General features: G+C 73.8%; 20 protein-coding genes. 6 read left to right on the top strand and 14 right to left on the bottom strand.

Features of this window, described 5'->3' with window-relative positions; translation table 11 throughout:
• Window positions 1–22 precede the first annotated feature (22 nt).
• A complete protein-coding gene (locus tag FHU37_RS13720) occupies window positions 23–484 on the bottom strand; it encodes an Lrp/AsnC family transcriptional regulator (protein WP_179816255.1) in 462 nt (153 codons plus the stop codon).
• Window positions 485–946: 462 nt separating this feature from the next.
• Here FHU37_RS13720 and FHU37_RS13715 point away from each other — a divergent pair, with 462 nt between their 5' ends.
• Both FHU37_RS13715 and FHU37_RS13710 read left to right on the top strand, forming a co-directional pair.
• The gene (locus FHU37_RS13715) at window positions 947–1,480 is read left to right on the top strand and encodes a rhomboid family intramembrane serine protease (RefSeq protein WP_179816254.1); all 534 of its coding nucleotides are present in this window, start codon (window positions 947–949) and stop codon (window positions 1,478–1,480) included.
• 124 nt (window positions 1,481–1,604) lie between these two features.
• Window positions 1,605–2,171, top strand: coding sequence for a PLD nuclease N-terminal domain-containing protein (locus FHU37_RS13710; RefSeq protein WP_179814465.1), 567 nt, complete (start codon window positions 1,605–1,607; stop codon window positions 2,169–2,171).
• 417 nt (window positions 2,172–2,588) lie between these two features.
• Here FHU37_RS13710 and resB read toward each other — a convergent pair whose 3' ends face one another.
• The 6 genes from resB to hemL all read right to left on the bottom strand — a co-directional run bounded on the left by resB (window position 2,589) and on the right by hemL (window position 9,165).
• On the bottom strand, window positions 2,589–4,547 hold the full coding sequence (gene resB, locus FHU37_RS13705; protein WP_179814464.1) for a cytochrome c biogenesis protein ResB: 1,959 nt from the start codon (window positions 4,545–4,547) through the stop codon (window positions 2,589–2,591).
• Between the two features lie 3 nt (window positions 4,548–4,550).
• The gene (locus tag FHU37_RS13700) at window positions 4,551–5,315 is read right to left on the bottom strand and encodes a cytochrome c biogenesis CcdA family protein (protein WP_179814463.1); all 765 of its coding nucleotides are present in this window, start codon (window positions 5,313–5,315) and stop codon (window positions 4,551–4,553) included.
• Window positions 5,312–5,944, bottom strand: a complete 633-nt coding sequence (locus FHU37_RS13695) for a TlpA family protein disulfide reductase (RefSeq protein WP_179814462.1) — start codon at window positions 5,942–5,944, stop codon at window positions 5,312–5,314. Before FHU37_RS13695 ends, FHU37_RS13700 begins: the two co-directional genes overlap by 4 nt.
• A 282-nt stretch (window positions 5,945–6,226) precedes the next feature.
• The gene (locus FHU37_RS13690) at window positions 6,227–6,784 is read right to left on the bottom strand and encodes a type 1 glutamine amidotransferase domain-containing protein (RefSeq protein WP_179814461.1); all 558 of its coding nucleotides are present in this window, start codon (window positions 6,782–6,784) and stop codon (window positions 6,227–6,229) included.
• Between the two features lie 169 nt (window positions 6,785–6,953).
• Window positions 6,954–7,580, bottom strand: coding sequence for a histidine phosphatase family protein (locus FHU37_RS13685; protein ID WP_179816253.1), 627 nt, complete (start codon window positions 7,578–7,580; stop codon window positions 6,954–6,956).
• 262 nt (window positions 7,581–7,842) lie between these two features.
• A complete protein-coding gene (gene hemL, locus FHU37_RS13680) occupies window positions 7,843–9,165 on the bottom strand; it encodes a glutamate-1-semialdehyde 2,1-aminomutase (RefSeq protein WP_179814460.1) in 1,323 nt (440 codons plus the stop codon).
• A gap of 270 nt (window positions 9,166–9,435) precedes the next feature.
• Between hemL and FHU37_RS13675 the strand changes: the two genes are divergently transcribed.
• Entirely contained in the window at window positions 9,436–9,948 is a 513-nt protein-coding gene (locus tag FHU37_RS13675) for a hypothetical protein (RefSeq protein ID WP_376773939.1), read from the top strand.
• Between the two features lie 43 nt (window positions 9,949–9,991).
• Here the strand turns inward: FHU37_RS13675 and FHU37_RS13670 are convergent, their stop codons facing one another.
• Complete coding sequence (locus FHU37_RS13670) at window positions 9,992–10,783, bottom strand: hypothetical protein (protein WP_179814458.1); 792 nt, start codon at window positions 10,781–10,783, stop codon at window positions 9,992–9,994.
• 317 nt (window positions 10,784–11,100) lie between these two features.
• Here FHU37_RS13670 and FHU37_RS13665 point away from each other — a divergent pair, with 317 nt between their 5' ends.
• The 3 genes from FHU37_RS13665 (at window position 11,101) to FHU37_RS13655 (ending at window position 14,867) form a co-directional block, all read left to right on the top strand.
• Window positions 11,101–11,841 carry a Crp/Fnr family transcriptional regulator gene (locus FHU37_RS13665; protein ID WP_312892595.1) on the top strand — a complete coding sequence of 247 codons (741 nt, stop codon included), beginning with the start codon at window positions 11,101–11,103 and terminating at the stop codon, window positions 11,839–11,841.
• A gap of 228 nt (window positions 11,842–12,069) precedes the next feature.
• A complete protein-coding gene (locus FHU37_RS13660) occupies window positions 12,070–14,538 on the top strand; it encodes an ATP-binding protein (RefSeq protein WP_179814457.1) in 2,469 nt (822 codons plus the stop codon).
• A 29-nt stretch (window positions 14,539–14,567) separates the two neighbouring features.
• Window positions 14,568–14,867 (top strand): hypothetical protein, encoded by a 300-nt coding sequence (locus FHU37_RS13655; protein ID WP_179814456.1) that lies wholly within the window; start codon window positions 14,568–14,570, stop codon window positions 14,865–14,867.
• 42 nt (window positions 14,868–14,909) lie between these two features.
• Here FHU37_RS13655 and FHU37_RS13650 read toward each other — a convergent pair whose 3' ends face one another.
• The 6 genes from FHU37_RS13650 to hemB all read right to left on the bottom strand — a co-directional run bounded on the left by FHU37_RS13650 (window position 14,910) and on the right by hemB (window position 19,419).
• Complete coding sequence (locus tag FHU37_RS13650; protein WP_218904028.1) at window positions 14,910–15,545, bottom strand: hypothetical protein; 636 nt, start codon at window positions 15,543–15,545, stop codon at window positions 14,910–14,912.
• On the bottom strand, window positions 15,542–15,883 hold the full coding sequence (locus FHU37_RS13645; protein ID WP_179814455.1) for a hypothetical protein: 342 nt from the start codon (window positions 15,881–15,883) through the stop codon (window positions 15,542–15,544). The genes FHU37_RS13650 and FHU37_RS13645 overlap by 4 nt, the downstream gene beginning before the upstream one ends.
• Before the next feature lie 64 nt (window positions 15,884–15,947).
• Complete coding sequence (locus FHU37_RS13640; RefSeq protein ID WP_179814454.1) at window positions 15,948–16,469, bottom strand: hypothetical protein; 522 nt, start codon at window positions 16,467–16,469, stop codon at window positions 15,948–15,950.
• Window positions 16,470–16,474: 5 nt separating this feature from the next.
• Complete coding sequence (locus FHU37_RS13635; protein ID WP_179814453.1) at window positions 16,475–17,791, bottom strand: DUF6973 domain-containing protein; 1,317 nt, start codon at window positions 17,789–17,791, stop codon at window positions 16,475–16,477.
• 14 nt (window positions 17,792–17,805) lie between these two features.
• On the bottom strand, window positions 17,806–18,165 hold the full coding sequence (locus FHU37_RS13630) for a hypothetical protein (protein WP_179814452.1): 360 nt from the start codon (window positions 18,163–18,165) through the stop codon (window positions 17,806–17,808).
• Between the two features lie 216 nt (window positions 18,166–18,381).
• The gene (gene hemB, locus FHU37_RS13625) at window positions 18,382–19,419 is read right to left on the bottom strand and encodes a porphobilinogen synthase (protein WP_179814451.1); all 1,038 of its coding nucleotides are present in this window, start codon (window positions 19,417–19,419) and stop codon (window positions 18,382–18,384) included.
• Window position 19,420: the final 1 nt, after the last annotated feature.

Raw genomic sequence — 19,420 nt, 5'->3', positions numbered from 1 at the left:
CCATCCGGCGCGCCGCTCCCGCTCACTCCTCGTCGAGCCCGGGCACCGGCCCCACGCGGTTCTCCCACTTCGTGGAGAGCACGACGGTGGTACGGGTCCGGGCCACACCCTCGATCCGGCTGAGCCGGCGCACCGCCAGCTCCAGGTCGTCGACGTCGGACACGCGGACCTTGAGCATGTAGGAGTCCTCGCCGGCGATGAACCAGCAGTCCTCCACCTCGTCCAGTTCGCGCAGCCGCTCCCCCACGTCCTCGTGGTCGGCGGCGTCCGACAACTGCAGGCCGATCAGCGCCGTCACGCCCAGGCCGAGGCTCGCCGGCGCCACGATCGCCCGGTAGCCGGTGATCACGCCCGCCTGCTCCAGCCGGTTGATGCGATCGGTGACGCTCGGCCCGGAGAGCCCCACCAGCCGGCCCAACTCCGCGTAGGAGGCGCGCCCGTTCTGCCGGAGTGCCTGGATGAGCTGTCGGTCCACCGCATCCATCATCTCGACCTTCCCGTCCGCGTCCGTGCGTGGGACACTTTGCCGGACCGATGGGCCCGCTGCACAACCCGGGTACCCGGAACAGACGCGTTCAGCGGCCACCCGACGGGGCAGGCGTTCGAGTACCCGGACTTCGAACACCCGATTCTCGAACATCCGGGGCCTCGGCGACACCCGCGGGCACCCGTCGGGACACGCCGGCGCCCCGGGGCGCCGGCCAGGACGCCGAGGGCGTCCGGGGCGTCCGAGGGCGTGGCGCTCCCGGCCCGGGTGTCCGTGTCCGCCCATCAACGCGCCGCGCGCCGCCACCCGTGGGACGGGCAGCCCACGGGTCGGGACCGGGACGCGGCACCCGACGCCGGCAAGGGGAGGTCGCCGTTGTCCGCTGATGCGACAACTCGTGGGAGGTTCGGCGCCAGATGGCGGCGGGGACTGTCCGGGGCCGTTGACGCGGCCGTGCTGATGGGCTGCTGGGTCGCCCTGTTGTGGGTGCTGGAACTGGTGGACACCCTCAGCGGCCACCGGCTCGACACCTTCGGCGTGATCCCCCGGGTGCCGGGCGAGTTCCGCGACCTCATCCCCTCCGCGTTCGGGCACTTCGGCTTCGCGCACGTGGCCGCCAACAGCCTGCCGCTGTTCGTCCTCGGCTTCCTCGCCGCCCTGCGCGGCATACCCCGCTTCCTGGCCGCCGTGGCGGTGATCATGCTGGTGAGCGGGTTGGGCGTGTGGCTGATCTCACCGCCGGCCACCAACACGGCGGGCGCCAGCGGCGTCGTCTTCGGGCTCTTCGCCTACCTGGTGGTGCGCGGCTTCGCCGACCGGCGGCCGGTGGACGTCGGCGTGGGCCTGCTGGTGGCCGCGGCGTACGGCTCCATCCTGTGGGGCGCGCTGCCGATCGCCGAGGGCGTCTCCTGGCAGGGGCACCTCAGCGGCCTCATCGGCGGCGTCCTGGCGGCGATGCTGCTGCGCCGCAGCCCGGCCCCGGACGGCTTCTGACGCCCGACCGGACGCCGCGGTGTGAGGTCCTCCACGCGGCCCCCGCCGCGGCGAACCGGCGAGTACCCTGGGTCACCACTGGCCGCACACACGCCGACCGTCCCCCACTACCGGAGAGCCGACCATGCGGGTACTGCTGTTCCTGGCCACCCTCGGGGTGACCATCTTCACGGTGGTCGACTGCATCCAGAGCGAGGACGAGGAGGTCCGCGGGCTGCCGAAGATCGTCTGGGTCTTCCTCATCCTGCTGTTCAGCATCCCGGGCGCGGCGGCCTGGTTCATCGCCGGCCGACCGCGCGCGGCCCGGCCCGCGGGCGCCGCCGGCTTCGGCGGCGGGCTCGGCCGCGGCTCCCGTGGCCACCGCCCCGCCCCGCTCGCCCCGGACGACGACCCGGAGTTCCTGGCCTCGCTGAACAAGCGGGTGAGCAGCGAGGAGCAGGACCTGCTGCGCCGCTGGGAGGAGGACCTGCTCAGCCGCGACGAGGACGCGCCGCACCCGGACCCGCGGTCCTCCGAGGCCCCGGAGGACCTCCCGAACTCCTTCTTCGAGAAGGACGCCCGCGCCGACGGCACCGCGCCGGACGACGAGGCGACCGATGACGAGGCGCCGCGCGACGCCGCCGACGAGGACTCCCCCGAGAAGCGCAGGAAGAAGGACACCGACGGCGACGACGGCCCGGCCTCCTCCTGACACCCCTGCTGCGAAAGCCGGCGCCTACTCGCCCCTTTTCCTTCCACTTCCCTCCACGCGACAGCGCCCCGGCCGCCGATGACGGCGGCCGGGGCGCTGGCGCGTTGGTGGCGCTGTCGCGTTGGTGGTGGGTTCTGCCGTCTCGCACCACCCGAGCGCGAGGGCTCCACAGGCGGCGCTCACTGGGCTAGCGGACGCTTCACGCGCGCGCAAGAGGGACCCGACACCCTGTGGACAACGACGAACCCCCTTGTTCACCAGGGGTAGCGCACCACCCACACCCCGCGCAAGAGGGACCCGACACCCTGTGGACAACCACGAACCCCCCTTGTTCACCAGGGGTAGTGGATGGTTCGCGGCGGGCGCAAGAGGGCCTGCTTTCCTGTGGAGAATCGTCTCGGCCGGGTGGTGCCCCCCCTACTCCGCGGACTTCCCGGATTCCCCGGACTCCTCTCGGCCCTTGGGGGCCTTGCGGGCCTCGGACGCCTTGAGGGTCTCTGCATCCCCGGGTTCCGCCGGCTCCTCAGCCTCCTCCGGCTTCTCAGAGGCCTCAGGCTCCTCCGGCGCCTCCGGCGCCTCCGGCTCCACCGACACCTCGGCCGCCCCCGACGCCCCCGACTCCCCCGACTTCTCCGGCGCCTCCGGCAGCAGGTCGGTGACGACGGCGGCGATCTCCTCGCGGATGCGCGGGGCCTCGTTGTGGGCGAGGCCGGCGACCTCCACCAGGGTGCGCCCGTCCTTGCCCGTCACGGCCCGCACCCAGATGCGGCGCCGCTGCACGAACAGCGAGCCGACCAGCCCGGTGATGCAGACGATCGCCGAGGCGAGCGCCAGTCCGTTGCCCGGGTGCTGGGTGACCTGGAAGGTGGCCCACTGCCGGTAGCCGTCGAAGGTGATGCTGCCCCGGCCGTCCGGCAGCGTCATCGTCTCGCCGACCAGCAGCGCGGCGCTGAGCGGGTTGCCGTCCTCGTCGGTGAACTGGGTCAGGTTGGTGTCGTCGAGCTGGTAGACGTTCTGCCCCTGCGGGGTGTCCATGCCCAGGTCGCCCTCGTAGGCGGTGAGGAAGAGCGCCGGGTACTCCGCCGTGGGGCCGGCCGAGTAGGGGCCGCGCACCGGGTCGATCTTGGCGGTCGGCAGGAAGAGCCCGGAGAAGCCGAGCTGCTGCCGGGTGCCGTCCGGGTTCTGGCCGTCCGGAACCTTGATCACCCCGGAGGAGGTGAAGTTGGCGTCCTGCGGCAGGAAGGACGCCGGGCCCTGGTAGGCGATCTCGCCGGAGGCGTCCCGCACGGTCACCTCGGGCGCGAAGCCGTGGCCGATCAGGAACACCTTGCTGTCGCCGACCTGGAGGGGGTGGTTGACCCGGATGGTCTCCTCCCTCGGCTCGCCGTCGCCCTCCCAGTAGGTGACCTCCGCCTCGAAGGTGCGCGGGGTGCCCTGCTGCGGCCCGGACTCCTCGAAGGTGGCCCGGAAGTCCACCAGCTCCATGCCGAAGTCGTCCAGGTCGGCGATGTCGTAGGAGCGGCCCGGGGAGAAGTCGTCGTACTGGGTGAGCGCGTTGGCGAACGCCTGGCCCTCCAGGAGCAGCCGGCCGCCGGTGGCGCCGAGCGAGCTCCCCATGGCGAGGGCGATGAGGAAGCCGAACAGCGCCACGTGGAAGAGCAGGTTGCCGGCCTCCCGCAGGTAGCCCTTCTCCGAGGCCACGGAGCCGTCGGCGGCGTGGACGCGGAAGCGGCGGCCGCGCAGCGTGCGGGCGGCGGCCTGCAGGACGGCCTCGGCGGGGGCGTCGGTCTCCCACGAGGTGTGCACCGGCAGGCGGTCCAGGCGGCGCGGCGCCCGGGGCGGGCGGCGGCGCAGCGCCTGCGCGAACTGCTTGCAGCGGGGCAGGATGCAGCCGGCGAGGGAGATGAACAGCAGCAGGTAGATCGCCGCGAACCACGGCGAGGAGAAGACGTCGAAGAGGCTCAGCCGGTCGTAGATGCCGGCGAGGGTGGGGTTGTCCTGCCGGAACTCCTCGACCCGCAACGGGCTGGCCGGCTCCTGCGGGATCAGCGAGCCGGGGATGGCGGCAAGGGAGAGCAGGAAGAGCAGGATCAGGGCGACGCGCATGGAGGTCAGCTGGCGCCAGGTCCAGCGCGCCCAGCTCACCGTCTCGACGAGGACGCCCACGACGCCGCCGCGCCGCGCGCCGGCGGGGGCGGCGGGGTTCCCGGGGTCGGTGTCGCGGCCGGCGGCCGGGGCGTCGTCCTCCTCGGGGACGGCCTCCGGGACGGAGCTGAGCCGCTCGGCCGCGCGGAGGTCGGCGGCCTCCTCGTCGGCCTCACGCGCGACGTCGGCGGTCTCGCGGGCGGTGTCAGGTGCGGTGTCGATGTCGCTCACAACTCAGATTCCGATCGTGAAGCCGCTGGTCCACAGCTGCATCTCGTAGACCAGCCGGTTCCAGACGCCGGTGATCAACAGGACCCCGACGACGACGAGCATGGCCCCACCGGTCCGCATGACCCACTGGTAGTGGCGCTTGACCCAGCCGAAGGCGCCGAGCGCCCGGCGGAAGGCCACCGCGGCCACCATGAACGGTATGCCGAGGCCGAGGCAGTAGCACAGTCCGAGCAGGGCGCCGCGCCCGGCGTCGGCCTCGCTCACCGAGAGGGCGAACACCGCCTGCTGCGTCGGGCCGATGCACGGGGTCCAGCCGAGCCCGAAGACGAACCCCAGGACGGGCGCCCCGACCAGCCCGGTGGTCGGCCGGTGGTCCAGCCGGGCCTCGCGTTGCAGGAAGCCGAGGCGGGGCAGCAGGCCGGCGAAGGAGAGCCCGAGCACGATGGTCAGCGCGCCCAGCACCCGGGTGATCCAGGTGATGTGCTCCTGGAGGGTGAAGGCGAAGTAGCCGAACAGCGCCCCGGCGGAGACGAACACCACGGAGAAGCCCAGCACGAACAGCAGCGAGCCGAGCAGCATCCGGCCGCGCAGCGCGCCGCCGCCCCGCTCGCTGGAGCCGCGCAGGTCCGCGCCGCTCAGCCCGGTGACGTAGCCGAGGTAGCCGGGCACGAGGGGAAGCACGCAGGGCGAGAAGAAGGAGATCAGACCGGCGAACGCGGCGACCGGGATGGCCAGCAGGAGCGCGCCGTCGAGGACGGTCTCGTTCATGCGTCCTCGGCGAGCATCGGCTCGATCATGTCGGTGAGTTCCTGCTCGGTGAGGGCCTTCAGGGCCCGCACGGCTATCCGCCCCTCGCGGTCGATGATCAGGGTGGACGGGATGGCCTGCGGCATCAGGTTGCCCTTGAACTCCAGGACGAGCCGGCCGGCCGGGTCGTAGATGCTCGGGTAGGTGATGCCGTTGGTCTCCTCGAACCGCCGCGCCGGCACCTCGTCCAGGTCCCGGGTGTTGATCCCGAGGAAGCGCACGCCCCGGTCCTGGGTGGCCTCGTGCACGGCCTGCAGGTGCGGGGCCTCCGTGCGGCACGGGCCGCACCACGAGCCCCAGACGTTCAGCACCACGATCTCCCCCCGGTAGTCGGACAGGGCGATCTCCTCGCCGTCCAGGGTGGTGCCGGAGATGTCCGGGGCCTGCTGGCGCTCGGCGACCGGCAGGGCGGTGATCTCACCGGTGCCGGCGACGTACTGGGTGCTGGCCTCGTTGGAACCGCCCGAACCACCGTCCTCGTCCCCTGAGGAGCATCCGCTCAGGACGAGGCCGGCCACCACGACCGCCATGACGGGCAGGACCATGCGGGAGCGGGGGCGTCCGGGAGCGCCCGTGCGGTGGGTACGCATGGCCGCCAGTCTCGCATGCGGCCGCACCGATCTTGCGGGCGGGCGAGCGCTTCTGCTAAGGGACGGATAAAGCCGCAGGCAGTGGGCCCGTTACGGGCCACCGCCCACGGCTCGTGCTCCGCCGGCCCGTGGGGCGCGCCACGGCAGCGCGGCACCGCGGTACGCGTGCCACCGCGGCGCGGCGGGGGCGCGGCGGGGGCGCGGGGCGTTGATGGCACCAGGGCGCGGGATGGTGCCGGGGCACGGGATGGTGCCGGGGCGGGCGCCGCCGGCCCGCGGGGGCTAGGCGGCGAACTCCCGCACCAGCGCCTCGTTGAAGGCCGGCAGGTCGCCGGGTTTGCGGCTGGTCACCAGGGTGCTCGGGGCGCCGGTGCACACCTTGACCTCCTCGTCCACCCAGTTCGCGCCCGCGTTGCGCAGGTCGGTGGCCAGGCTGGGCCAGGAGGTGAGCGTGCGGTCGCGGACCACGTCCGCCTCCACCAGCGTCCACGGGCCGTGGCAGATCGACGCCACCGGCTTGCCCGCGTCGAAGAACGCCCGGACGAACCGGACGGCGGCGGCGTCCATGCGCAGGAAGTCCGGGTTGGCGACCCCGCCGGGCAGCACCAGCGCGTCGAAGCCGGCCGGGTCGGCGTCCCGGGCGACCTCGTCGACCGGGAAGGTGTCGGCCCGGTCGAGGTGGTTGAAGGCCTGCACCTTGCCGGAGGCCGTGGAGACCAGGCGCGGCGTGCCGCCCGCCTGTTCCACGGCCTTCCACGGCTCGGTCAGCTCCACCTGCTCGACGCCCTCCGGGGCGACCAGGAAGGCGATCGTCTTGCCGTCCAGAGTGGTGGCAGCCACGCGATGTCCTCTCCGTGTCCGTTCGTCGGTCGGAACACGGCTGCTGCTGCCCCCGCTCCCCGGCGCGAAACGGGCGGACGCCCGCCGGGCACCGGACGGACGCCCGGCGTGACCCGACAGGCGCCCGGCGTGACCGGGCAGGCCCGGCGTGGCCCGGCAGGGGTGGCCTTCAGGCCCCGAAGCTCTTCGAGCGGGCCGCGAGGTCGGCCGGCAGCAGCTCCCGGGCCGGCTCCGAGTAGCCGACGCCGACGATCCGCTCGCCCTCGAAGGTGAAGGAGGTGAGGCTGGCCAGGCTGCACTGGCGGCGGCGTGGGTCGTGCCACAGCCGGCGCTTCTCCACGTAGCTGCGCACCATCCAGATGGGCAGCTGGTGGCTGACGCACACCGCCTCGTGCCCGGAGGCGGCCTGGCGGGCGGCGTGGATGGCGTTCATCATCCGCACCACCTGGTCCACGTACGGCTCGCCCCAGGACGGCCGGAAGGGGTTGCGCAGGTAGCGCCAGTGCGAGGGGCGGCGCAGCGAGCCGTCCCCGACGCCGAACGTCATGCCCTGGAAGATGTTCTCGGCCTCGATGAGCCGCTCGTCGGTGGCCACCTCCACGCCGTGCGAGGCGGCGATCGGCTCGGCCGTCTCCTGGGCGCGCTCCAGCGGGGACGCCACGACGTGGGTGATGTCGCGCCGGGCGAGGTGTTCGGCGACCCGCTCGGCCATCTTCCGGCCCAGCTCGGACAGGTGGTAGTTGGGCAGCCGGCCGTAGAGGATGCCCTGGGGGTTGTCCACCTCCCCGTGTCTCATGACGTGGACGACGGTGATGTCCTTGCTGCTCACCGGTTGGCTCCTTGCGTGGCGGACGGGTCGGGCGGCGGGTGTTCTCCGCCGCTCCGCACGTCTTTTTCAGTATTGATCAGGGTATTGATCAGCCTCGACCGTTATCGGCCGCCATTGGCCGATAACGAATCCGGCTACCGACTGCTCCCGGGCCCGGATGCCCGGATTACCGACTGCCGATCTCCGGGCCCGGTTCTCGTCGCTCGTGTTCCCGCACCGTCCGGTCCGCTCATCCCGCCGGCTTGGCGGCCGCCGCCGCGCGGGCCGCCGCCGGCAGCGCCGCGACGATCCGGTCCAGCGCCGCGTCGTCGTGCGCGGCGGACAGGAACCAGCACTCGAAGGCCGACGGCGGCAGGTACACGCCCTGCTCCAGCATGCTGTGGAAGAAGGCGGTGAACCGGAACGACTCCTGGGCGCGCGCGGCGTCGTAGTCGTGGACCTCGTCCTCGGTGAAGAACACCGAGAACATGTTGCCCGCCGACTGCACCCGGTGCGCCACGCCCTCGGCGGCCAGCGCCTCGCCGACGGCGCCGCGCAGCCGCTCCGCGGAGGCGTCGAGGCGGGCGTACACCTCGTCCGTGCACAGCCGCAGCTGGGTCAGCCCGGCGGTCGTCGCCACCGGGTTCCCGGACAGCGTGCCGGCCTGGTAGACCGGGCCGGACGGGGCGAGCTGCCGCATCACGTCGGCCCGGCCGCCGAAGGCCGCGGCCGGGAAACCGCCGCCCATCACCTTGCCGAAGGTCATCAGGTCGGGCGCGACGCCCTCCAGGCCGTACCAGCCGGCCCGGGAGACGCGGAAGCCGGTCATCACCTCGTCCGAGATGAACAGCGCGCCGTGCCGGCGGCACAGCTCGGCCAGCGCGGCGGTGAAGCCGGGGCGGGGCGGCACGCAGCCCATGTTGCCCGGGGACGCCTCGGTGATCAGGCAGGCGATCTGGTCGCCCTGCGCGGCGAAGACCGCCTCGACCGCCGCGAGGTCGTTGTACGGCAGCACGATCGTGTCGCCGGCCTGGGCGCCGGTGACGCCCGGGGTGTCGGGCAGGCCCAGCGTCGCCACGCCGGAACCGGCGGCGGCCAGCAGGGCGTCCACGTGACCGTGGTAACAGCCGGCGAACTTCACGATCTTGGCGCGGCCGGTGAAGCCGCGGGCCAGCCGGATCGCCGACATGGTGGCCTCGGTGCCCGAGGACACCAGCCGCACCTGCTCCACCGGGGCGACGCGGGCGGTGATCTCCTCGGCGAGGGCGACCTCGCTCTCCACCGGCGTGCCGAAGGAGGTGCCGCGGGCGACCGCCGCCTGAACCGCCGCGATCACCTCCGGATGGGCGTGCCCGAGGATCATCGGCCCCCAGGAGCCGATCAGGTCGACGTACTCCCGGCCGTCGGCGTCGGTCAGGTAGGCGCCGCGCCCGGACACCATGAAGCGGGGCGTGCCGCCGACCGCCTGGAAGGCGCGCACCGGCGAATTCACACCGCCCGGTGTAACGGCTTCGGCACGTTCGAACAGCTTCTGCGAGACTGGGGCTTCGTAGGGGTAGCTCACAGGGGACATGGTCTCAAATCGTGCCCGGGGGACCGGCATGTCCTCGTTCGTCATCTGGGACGATGATCGAGTCGGAGCGGATGGCTGGTAAGTGGGGTGTATGGCGGTGGGCGGACGGCCTCCAATTCGCGTCATAACCCCGGCATGTCCCGTGCGCGAAGGTGGAAGGACCCCTTGGTACGGCCGTTCGATCCACAGCCGCGGCGTGCCCCTCCGGCATGAGCCGGGTGCCCGCCGCCCCCGCGCCGTCGACTTCACCCGCGACCTCGGAGTGTGCACATGCCTTGGGACCCGACGTCGTCCTACGGGAGCGGTTCGGGTGAGGGATCGTCCGGAGACCGCAACGGGGGTCGCCGGATGGGCGTGACGTACAAGTACTTCGGCGCCCCCGACCGCGCCACCGCCGCCCGCGTCCCCAACACCGCAGAACGCGACGAGATCACCGGCGAGCCGCTGCGCGGCGGCCTGTCCACGAAGGTCAAGCCGGAGACCATGGCCGCCATGGTGCTCACCGCCATCAAGGGCATGCCGCTCAGCGAGGTCCCGCCGCTGGAGCTGGTGGTGCTGCACCCCGACTACGCCGTCGTGCAGCTGCCGGAGCTCGTCGTCGCCCCGCTGCGCAAGGCCAGCGAGGAGCAGCTCGGGGCCGCCGCGTTCATCTGGTCCACCGTGCCCGACCGCCGCGGGCCGCGCGACGCCTACGTCCTGTACCAGATGCTCCACGAGTGGCAGGGCTTCGCCCACCGCGTCCACGACGCCGGCCACCAGCTCTACTGCCTGGTCTGGCCCTGACCGGGCCGGCCCCGAGCCTCCGGCCCGGCGCCCCGACCCGGGGTTACCGGGCCCGGTCCTCGGGGCGGGTGAGGTGGATGTTCTGGGTGCCGCTCCGCAGCGCGTTGACGGTGCCGTTCCCCCACGCCTGGTTGTACATCGCCGAGTGCCCCGCGGGGGGTGGCGCGACGGCCTCGCCCGCCGCGTCCGGCGCCGTCCCACTCGCCGCCCCGCTCGGCGCCGGGGCGCCGGGCGCGGGCTCCGGCGGGTCCAGCGGGGCCCCGGGCAGGTGGAGCCAGGCGTCCGCGGTGTGTTCCTTCGTCGTGAAGGTCACCCTGCGGAAGGCCTCCGGGTCGATCCCGGGATAGTCGTGGCCGACCGTCTCGTCGTGGAAGTGCTGGGAGAGCAGCACGGCGACACACACCGGCTCCGGCGCCCGCTCCAGCGCCGTACGGACCGGGGCCGCGTCCAGCATCCGGGCCAGCACCTCGAGCGGACGGCCGGTGGCCCCGCCGGCGCGGTCGAGGCGTACCTCACCTGCGTGCAGCGCGCCCCGGACCCGGATCCGCGTCGTGGGGCCGGCCATGCGGTTGTGGGCGCGCAGGCGGACCGCCAGCTCGTGGAGCAGCGGATGGACCAGCGCGGTCTTGCGCACCCCGGCCGGCGCGACCAGCCGCAGGCCGTCGCCCAGGTCGTCGATCAGGCAGGCCCGCCAGTCGATCCCGCTCCGTTCGACCGACTCGCGCAGTGCCGTCCCCAGCGCCTCGCGGATCCTCCCCAGCGCCGTGTTGCCGCGTCCGGCGGAGCGTTCGATGTCCACGGCCAGCACGGCGCGGTATTCCCACTCCGGCTCCATACGGTCCTCCTGCACGGTGGGGGCGGGCCTGACCGTCACCGGCGCCGACCCGCCGGTGACCCTTCGTGCGCGCTCCATTGTGGCCGCAATCCGGGTCGGTGGCGCCGTTGCGGTACGGGATCCTCCGGGAAACACCGGCGACCACCGGTCCCGAGGCCGTGCCGGCCGGCCGCCCGGACGGCACACTGGTACCGGCTGCGCGGCCTCGCGGAGCCGGGGAGGTCAGCCAGGGCGCGGCGCCTGGGCGGGAAGCCGGGGCGCGGCGCCTGGGTGGAGAGCCTGGGCGTAGGGCCGGAGCGGAGGCCCGGGGCAGGGAGGTGGGGCGCACGACCACGGAGGACAGCCGGCCGAGCCGGGGAACCGACGGCCGGCGGCGGCGCGCGCAGCGCGGCTGGCCGCCGTCGAGCCTGCTCGGCGGACTCGCCGGGCCCGCGCGGGAACGGCTGCTCGCGCTGGGCTCCGAGGCCCGGTACCCGGCCGACCGCGTGCTGATACGCGAGGCGGACCAGACCACCTTCGTGCTGATCCTGCTCGACGGGGTGGTGAAGGTGACCGCGCGCACCCAGGACGAGCGGGACGCCCTGCTGGCCGTCCGGATGGGCGGGGACCTCGTCGGCGAGTTCGCCGCGGTGGACGGCCGGCCCCGCTCGGCGACCGTCACCACCTGCGGACCGGTCGTCGCCCGGGTGGTGGGGCGGGCCGAGTTCCTGGACTGCACCCGGCGGGACCCGGGGATCGCGCACGCGGTGAACGGGTCCGTCGTCACCAAGCTGCGGGTCGCCAACGCCTACCGCGTCGACTTCGCCGGGTGCGACGCCGCCACCCGGCTGGCCCGGGTGCTGTACCAGATCGCGATGACCTACGGGGAGCGCCAGGGCGACGGCGCCGTGATCCACTGGCCGCTCACCCAGCCGGAGCTCGCCACCCTCTCCGGCGCGGCGGAACCCACCGTGCACCGGGCGCTGCGCAGGCTCCGCGAGACCGGCGTGGTCTCCACCGGTTACCGCACCGTCAGAGTCGAGAGCCTCGCGCTGCTGAGCAGCGCCGCCTTCGACTGACCGGCGCCGCGCCGGAGGGATCCCTTGGAAAAACGGTCATTTGACGGTCTCTCCCCCCGGGACGGTCGCTAGCGTGGCGGGCACGGACCGCCGGAAGGCTCGGGTCGGGGCTGCGAACGCCCCTGCCCGCCACCGGCGTGCCGGAAGGGAACCGCCGTGGGCGGCGGGGGCCGCCACGGCGGCCGCGCCTCCACGACCGCGCTTCCACGATCGGAGGGGGAAGTGACGATGAGCCAGGCGGACGACGGCACCCAACCGCCCGCCACCGCACCGGAGGCAAACGCTCCCGATGAGGGCGCGGGCCCCGGCTACCGCATCGACATCGGCGGCAACGCCAGCGGCACCGTGATCGCCGGCGACCACAACGTGGTCGTGGACGCCCAGCACGGGTCGACGGTGACCCTGCTGGTGGAACGCGAGCGCCCCCAGCCGGTGCGCCGCGAGCGGATCGAACTGCTGCCGCGGCGGCAGCGCGAACCGGTGGGCCGGGACGCCGACATCGCCTCACTGGCCGACGCCCTGCGCGACGGCGGCCCGGTGCAGTTGTGGGGCCCACCCGGGATCGGCAAGAGCACCCTGCTGCGGCACGCGACACGGCTCCTGGAACCGGGACCGGACGGCGTGGTCTTCCTGAACGCCGCCTACCACGAGGTCCCGGACCTCGCCCAGCAGGTGTTCGAAGCCTGCTACGAGGCCCCCGGATACGCCCCCTCCCCCGCCGAGCTACGGCGGCTGATGTCCGGCACACGGGTGACGGTGTACGTCGACAACGCCGCCCTGACCCATGAGCAGATCCGCCAGCTCATGGACGCGGCCCCCGACGCCACCTTCGTCTTCGCCAGCCCGGAGCAGTCGGTGCTGGGCGACGGAAGGGCGCTGGAGCTGACCGGCCTGGACCGCTCCGCCGGGCTGGAGCTGCTGGCCCGGGAACTGCGCCGCCCGCTGGCGGAGCGCGAGCTGTCCACCGCCACCGAGCTGTGGAAGGCCGCGGCCGGCCGGCCCCTGCCACTGCTCCGCGCGGCCGGGCTGGCCCGGTCCACCGCCCGGCCGGGAGGCGCGCGACTGCCCCGGCCCGGCGAGGTCACCGAACTGCTCCCGCCGCTGCTCGACCAGCTGGACGCGACGGCGATGAGCGTGCTGCACCTCCTGGCGACCCTGGACGGCGCCGAGCTGGACCCGGCGCACATCGGCGCGCTGACCGAGGCGCCGGACGCCGCCGGGACCTGCGGCCGGCTGACCGAGCTCGGCCTCGTCACGGCCGCCGACCAGGGGTACAGCTGCGCCGCCGACGTCGTGCCGACGGTGCGGCAGCGAATGCCCGACCCGTTCCCCGCGGACCGGCTGTGCGAGTACCTCACCCGCTGGGCGTCCCACCCCGAGACCACGCCGGTCCACGTGGCCGACCTGGCCCGGGCCCTGGAGAAGGCGGCCGAGCTCGCCATGTGGGTCGGGCGGGCCGACCTCGCGGTACGGCTGGCACGCGCCGCGTCGCCCGTCCTGGCCCGCTCCCTGCGGTTCGGCGCGTGGGGCCGGGTGCTCGGCTCCGGCTGGGCCGCCGCCACGCGCTCGAACGACCGGCGCGCCCAGGCGTACTTCGTGCACGAGGCGGGCATCCGCTCCCTGCTGATCGGCCAGCGCGTCATGGCCGCCACCCTGCTGGCCCAGTCCGTGGTGCTGTGGCGGCAGCTGGGCGACAGCCGGGGCGCCGACGCCGCGCTGAACGCCCAGCAGTACGCGCCGCCGTCGACGCCCACACCGCCGTCGACGCCGACGCCCGCCGAGGCCCCGCCCGTCCCCGACGCCGGCTCCTCCACGGCCCCCGACCCCACCCTCACCACCCCCGACCTCACGACCGGCACCCCCGACCTCACCGTCACGCCCCCCAACCTGCACCCCAGCACCCCCGACCCCACCATCACCGCCTCCAACCTCACGCCTCCCTCCCCCGACCCCACCGCCGCGGCACACAGCTTCACCCCCGTCACCCCCGACCCGGCCTCCACCGCCCACACCCCGCTCAACGACCTGGTGCTGAACCACATGGCGGGCCTCGGAGGCGGCCAGGCCGGCGGCACCGGCGCCGGTGCGGCGGCCACCGCCCCGGGCGGCTGGGCCCTCGGCGGCGGCACGGGTGCCATGGGCGCGGGCACCAGCACGGCGGGCGCCGGTGTGGGTGCGGGCGCCGGCTTCAGCGCGGTGGGCGCCGGCGCAGCGGGCGTCGGCGCGGGCATGGGTGCCGGCGCCGGCATGGGTGCCGCCGGTGTGTTCACCGTGATCATCACCACGATCGCCACCGCCGTCGCGGTCGTCGTCGCCGGTGTGGCGATCGTCCAGAACGTCGTCCAGAACGAGGAGCCCCCGCCCTCCGCGCCCAGCACCGACCTGGCCGGGCTGTGGACGAGCAACCAGGGTGGTGCGCTGGAGTTCGTCCCGTCGAGCTCCGGCGAGTACATCGCCGGGACGGAGTGCGGCCCCGAGGACATCCGCGTCACCGGCAGTTCCGGCAGTTACTCCGGCACGCAGGTGATGTACGAGGAGACCACCGACGGCTCCTGCGGAGCTCCGGCGGGCGACATCTCGGTCACCATCACCGTCGCCCCCGACGGCGAGACCGCCGAGTACGTCACGGAGGACACGGCGAACCTCGGCTGCGTGAACTGCGGGACGGAGACGTTGACCCGCGTGCCCACCTACTAGAAGCCCGAGAGACCCAAGGAGCTTGCGCCATGGCATCCAAGCAAGGCGACAACTACTCGATCCGGATCGGCGGCGACGCCTCCGGCACCGTGGTGGCCGGTCACGACAACCGCGTGGAGGTCAACCGCGCCACGCCCCCCGCCGAATCCGACGCCCCCCGCCACTCCCCCTCCGGCAACACCCCCTCAGACACCTCCCCGGCCGGCGCACCCCCGGCCCCCACCCCCTCCCAGAGCAACACGGCGAGCGGACACAGCACCGTCTTCACCGTGATGAACGGCACCATCAACGTCAACCACGACGGCCCACGGACCCCGCCGGAGCAGTGACCGCCGCGACCGCCCGTGCGAGGGGGGCGGGCGGACCGGTGGTCACTGGCTGGAGGCGGGCGGGGGGTCGGCCTGGGCGACCGGGCGCTTGTAGTAGCTCCAGGGGAAGTAGCCCGAGCCGACCGCGATCCACCCCTCCGCCTCCAGCCGACGGCGGCGCGCGCCCATCGCCAGGGCCACCCGGCGGTGCTCCCACTGCCGGTCGGAGGCCTCCACCACGTGGTACAGCGGGCCGTAGTCCACGAGTTGCCAGCCCGCGCGGCCGGCCTCGGCGAGCGCCGGCATCTCGTCGAAGGCGGTGAGCGGACTGAGCACCCGCCGCTCGCCCGTCGGCGCGTCGGCGGTCTCGGTGGCCGCCTGGGCGCCCGCCTTGTCCGGGGAGGGCGTGGCGAACCGCTGCTGGGCGGCCTGCCTGCTCACCCCGAGCAGCCGGCCCAGGGTGTCCCAGCTGTGGCCCGCGCCCCGGGCACCGCCGACCGCCTCGCGGAGCAGCCGGCTGGTCTCCTCGGCGCCGACCCTGGTCGCGGCGACCAGCCGCAGGAAGCTCTCCGGGTCGTGCTCCAGCCCCTCCCGGAGCCCTTCCGGCGCCCCGAGGATCGCTTCGGCGACGCCCTCCCGGATGCGGGTGACCTCCTCCGCGCTCAGGACGCCGTCGGCGACGATGGACCGCCCCTTCATCGCTCAGCCACCTCCCGGTCGAGGTCGCGCAGCGGCTCCAGGGCGTCCAGCACCGCCGCGTCCCGTGGGCCTGGTGGTGGGGCGAAGGCGCCGGTCACCAGGGAGCCGCCAACGGCCCCCGGGCGCTGCGCGCGCAGCATCGCCGCCGCCGTACCGATCAGCACCATCTCGACCACCACCAGGAGGATCAGCAGCGGAAGACCGACATCGGTCGCGACGGCGACCGCCGGCAGACTGCCCGCCACCGCGAACAGCAGCGCCGGCTGGGCAGCCTGGGCTGACTGCCCGGCGGACACCTTGGAACGAGCGGACGACGAAGAAGCGATCGACTTGTTCATGCCGTCAAGGATTCCTTGACACGCCCCCGTTGTCAAGCATTCCTTGACACTCCCCGAACGTCCGTCAGTCTCCCGCTCCGCAGCCGGCCCGCGCCGCCGCCCGATCCGGTTGCTCGGCGGGCGGGGCGGGATCCCGCAACGTCGACCCCTCCAGCTCCGTCTCCGGGCTGAACAGCGTCTGCCGCCCGATCCCCGTGACCTCCATATACGTGTGGTACGAACCGACCACCCGCCCACCCTCGGTGAACACCATCAGCGTGCCGTCATAGACCCAGTCGCGCTCCATCGCCTCCTCGTCACCGACCACCACCGCGTTCACCTCGCACCGCCCGACGCCTTCGAGGAAGACGTACAGCGCGTCCCAGGAGAAGCCGGTCAACTCGGCGACGGCCACCGGCTCGCCCGCGTCGGTCGCCCCGTCCAGACGGTCCGTGAACACCTCCTCCGCGTCCGGGGTGGCGCCGCCGTACTCCTCACCGGAATAGCCGAAGGAACCGGAGTCCGGCGGGTCCGCGCACCCCGCCAGCAGGGTGACGAGCACGGCCGCGACCACCGCCGCTCCCGGCCGGACAGCCCGCATCGACATCACGCTCAGTAGTCCTCTTCCTCGGTGAACTCCCCCGCCGGGCGCCCCGGCAGCCCACCCTCCCGCGCCGTCCCGGTGCCGTCCATCGGCACCTGGTCGCTGTAGGCCGCGGTTCCGTCCTGCTGGATCACCAGCAGTTCGCCCCGTTCCATCTCCTCCAGGATCAGCGCGGCCAGCTCGTCCGGGCTGGCGTCGGGGTTCTGCTCGGCGATCCTGCGGCCCACCTCGTTGTTGTGCAGGTCCATCGCCTCGCGGTGCGCGGCCGTGTTCTCCGGCGTCATCTCGTGGGCGGTGGCGAAGCGGGAGGTCCACTCCACGCCGTACTCCTGGGTCATCCGCGCGTTCCAGTAGGCGTGGCGGAAGGCGTCACCGTGCCCGTCGCTGACGGCGCCCTCGGGAACGTACCTCTCCGGCGCCGCCAGGGCCTCGTCCCGCAGTTCCATGAACGCCTGCAGGTCGGTCGGGTTGGGCGTGATCAGCTCGTCCAGGATGTCCGCCTCGGTCGCCGTCACCTCGCTGGTCTCGGTGAAGCCGAGCATCCTGGCGAGCTGCGCGAGGCGCCCCCGCGGGTACTCCACCAGCCCCCGCTCGTCGGTCTCCACCTGGTAGCGCTCCAGGATGCCGGGCCCCGGCCGGCGCGAGTAGGGGTTGGCGGCGGCCTCCAGCACCTCCTCCCGCATGCCGGGAGTGTCCACGATGACGTCCGCCGCGGCCTGCGAGTCGGCCTCGTAGTCGGGGACGGCCCGGTAGGCGGCGTCGAGCTCGGAGGCCGCCGTCTCGCGGGCCTCGCGCTCTCTGGCCAGGGCGCCGCCGTAGGCGCCGGTGGCCGCACCGTAGTGCTGCTCGGCCGCGGGCCGGACCGCCTCGATCTCCTCCTCGGCGCCCTGCTCCATCAGCCAGTCGAAGGGGCCCGTGCGAGCCCGCAGGTCCTCCCACTGGCTCAGCGCGTCCGCGTCGCGGAAGGCGGCGCTCTGGCCCTCGGCCAGGTCGGCGATCAGCGCGGCCAGGGCGTTCTCGGCCTCCCTGCCGTCACGGACCAGGGCATCCGCCTCGGCCACGGCCCGGCGGTAGGCCTCCAGCGCCCGGGCGGCGCGATCGAAGCCGTCGCGCAGCCCCTGGAGCAGGGTGTCCGCGTCACGCAGCCGGGAGTCGTAGGTGGCGCGCCCCTCCCCCTGCCACTCCACGGTGCCGTGCAGGCCGGCCAGTTCGGGGAGGGCCTGGTCGATGACGTTCACCACCCGGGCGAGGTCCTGCTGGCCGTGCCCGATGTCGGCGGCGCTCAGCTCCTCGATGTACCGGACATCGGCGTACTTGGTGGCCACGGCTCCCCCGCTGCTCAGTAACCCTCGTCGTTGTCGTTGTCGCCGGCCCGGTCACCCGGGGGGACCAGCCGGCCGCGGAGCAGCGCGTCCATGCTGCCGGCGACGCCCTCGTCCACCTGGACGTGCCCAGCGGCCGTCGCCCGGAGCTTCGTGGAGAGCGAGAGCAGCAGGGCCACGGCGTCCTGGTACTGGTCGCAGGCGAAGTCACTGAACCGCCGCACCTTGTCGCCGACGTCGGCGTGCGACGCCGGGGTCGCCGCCATGGTGATCAGGTCCGGCTCCGGACGCCCCGCCTGGAGCAGCCCGGCCAGCTCCAGCAGTACGGAGGCGTTCCCGTTCAGCGACTGCGGCCTGCTCTCGAATCCCTCCGGCATGCGCCACCCCTCCACCGCGTCCCATTCGGCCTCCGCGTGGCGCGGCCCGCGCAACACCACGCCCGGCGGAAGTGACGCGCGTCACGCCCACCCCGGTTCTCGCGACGAGCACGGCCCCGCGCGGGCACCGGCGCGGGCGCAGCGAAACGCCCCGGCGGGCGGACGGGGAAACGTCGCGCCCGCCGGGGCGGCGGGGTCGTTCGGGGGCGGGCGGGGTCAGCGCAGGCGCTGGGCGACCTCCACGGCCCAGTAGGTCAGGATGCTGCGGGCGCCGGCCCGGCGGATCGACACCAGCGTCTCGTCGATGATCCGCTCGCGCTCCACCCAGCCGTTGGCCGCCGCCGCCTCCACCATGGCGTACTCGCCGGAGACCTGGTAGGCCACCACCGGCACGTCCACCGCGTCGGCGACCTGGCGCACGATGTCCAGGTAGGACATCGCCGGCTTGACGATCACCATGTCGGCGCCCTCGGCGACGTCCAGGGCCAGCTCCCGCATCGACTCCCGGGCGTTCGCCGGATCCTGCTGGTAGGTCCTGCGGTCGCCGGTCAGCGAGGAGTTCACCGCCTCGCGGAACGGCCCGAAGAAGGCGGAGGCGTACTTCGCCGTGTAGGCCAGGATGCCGGTGTCGGCGAAGCCCGCCGCGTCCAGCGTCCGGCGCAGGTGGCCGACCTGGCCGTCCATCATGCCGCTCGGCGCGACCAGGTGCACCCCGGCCTCGGCCTGGGCCAGCGCCATCCGCCCGTACAGCTCCAGCGTGGCGTCGTTGTCCACCCGGCCGTGCTCGTCCAGCACCCCGCAGTGGCCGTGGTCGGTGAACTCGTCCAGGCAGGTGTCCGCCGCGACCACCAGGGCGTCACCGACCTCCGCCACCACGTCCCGGATGGCCTGCTGGAGCACGCCGTCCGGATCCCAGGCGCCGGAGCCCACCGCGTCCTTCTGCCGCGGCAGGCCGAACAGCATGATTCCGCCGACACCCGCCTCCGCGGCCTCCACCGCGGCCTTGCGCAGCGAGTCGCGGGAGTGCTGCACCACGCCGGGCATGGAGCGGACCGGCACCGGCTCGGTCAGGCCCTCCATGGTGAACACCGGGAGGATCAGGTCGGCCGGGTGCAGCCGGGTCTCGGCCACCAGCCGCCGCATCGCCGCGCTGCCGCGCAGCCGGCGGGGACGGACGGTCGGGAAGCCCGGCGTCGTGCCGGCGGGGCCCGCACCAGCCGGCCCGCCGACGCCCTCGGGGAAACCGTCGCTCATG

Origin of the sequence: Allostreptomyces psammosilenae, assembly GCF_013407765.1 — a bacterium.
In the GTDB taxonomy this organism is placed as follows: Bacteria; Actinomycetota; Actinomycetes; order Streptomycetales; family Streptomycetaceae; genus Allostreptomyces; species Allostreptomyces psammosilenae.
This window is presented reverse-complemented; position numbering and strand designations above follow the sequence as displayed.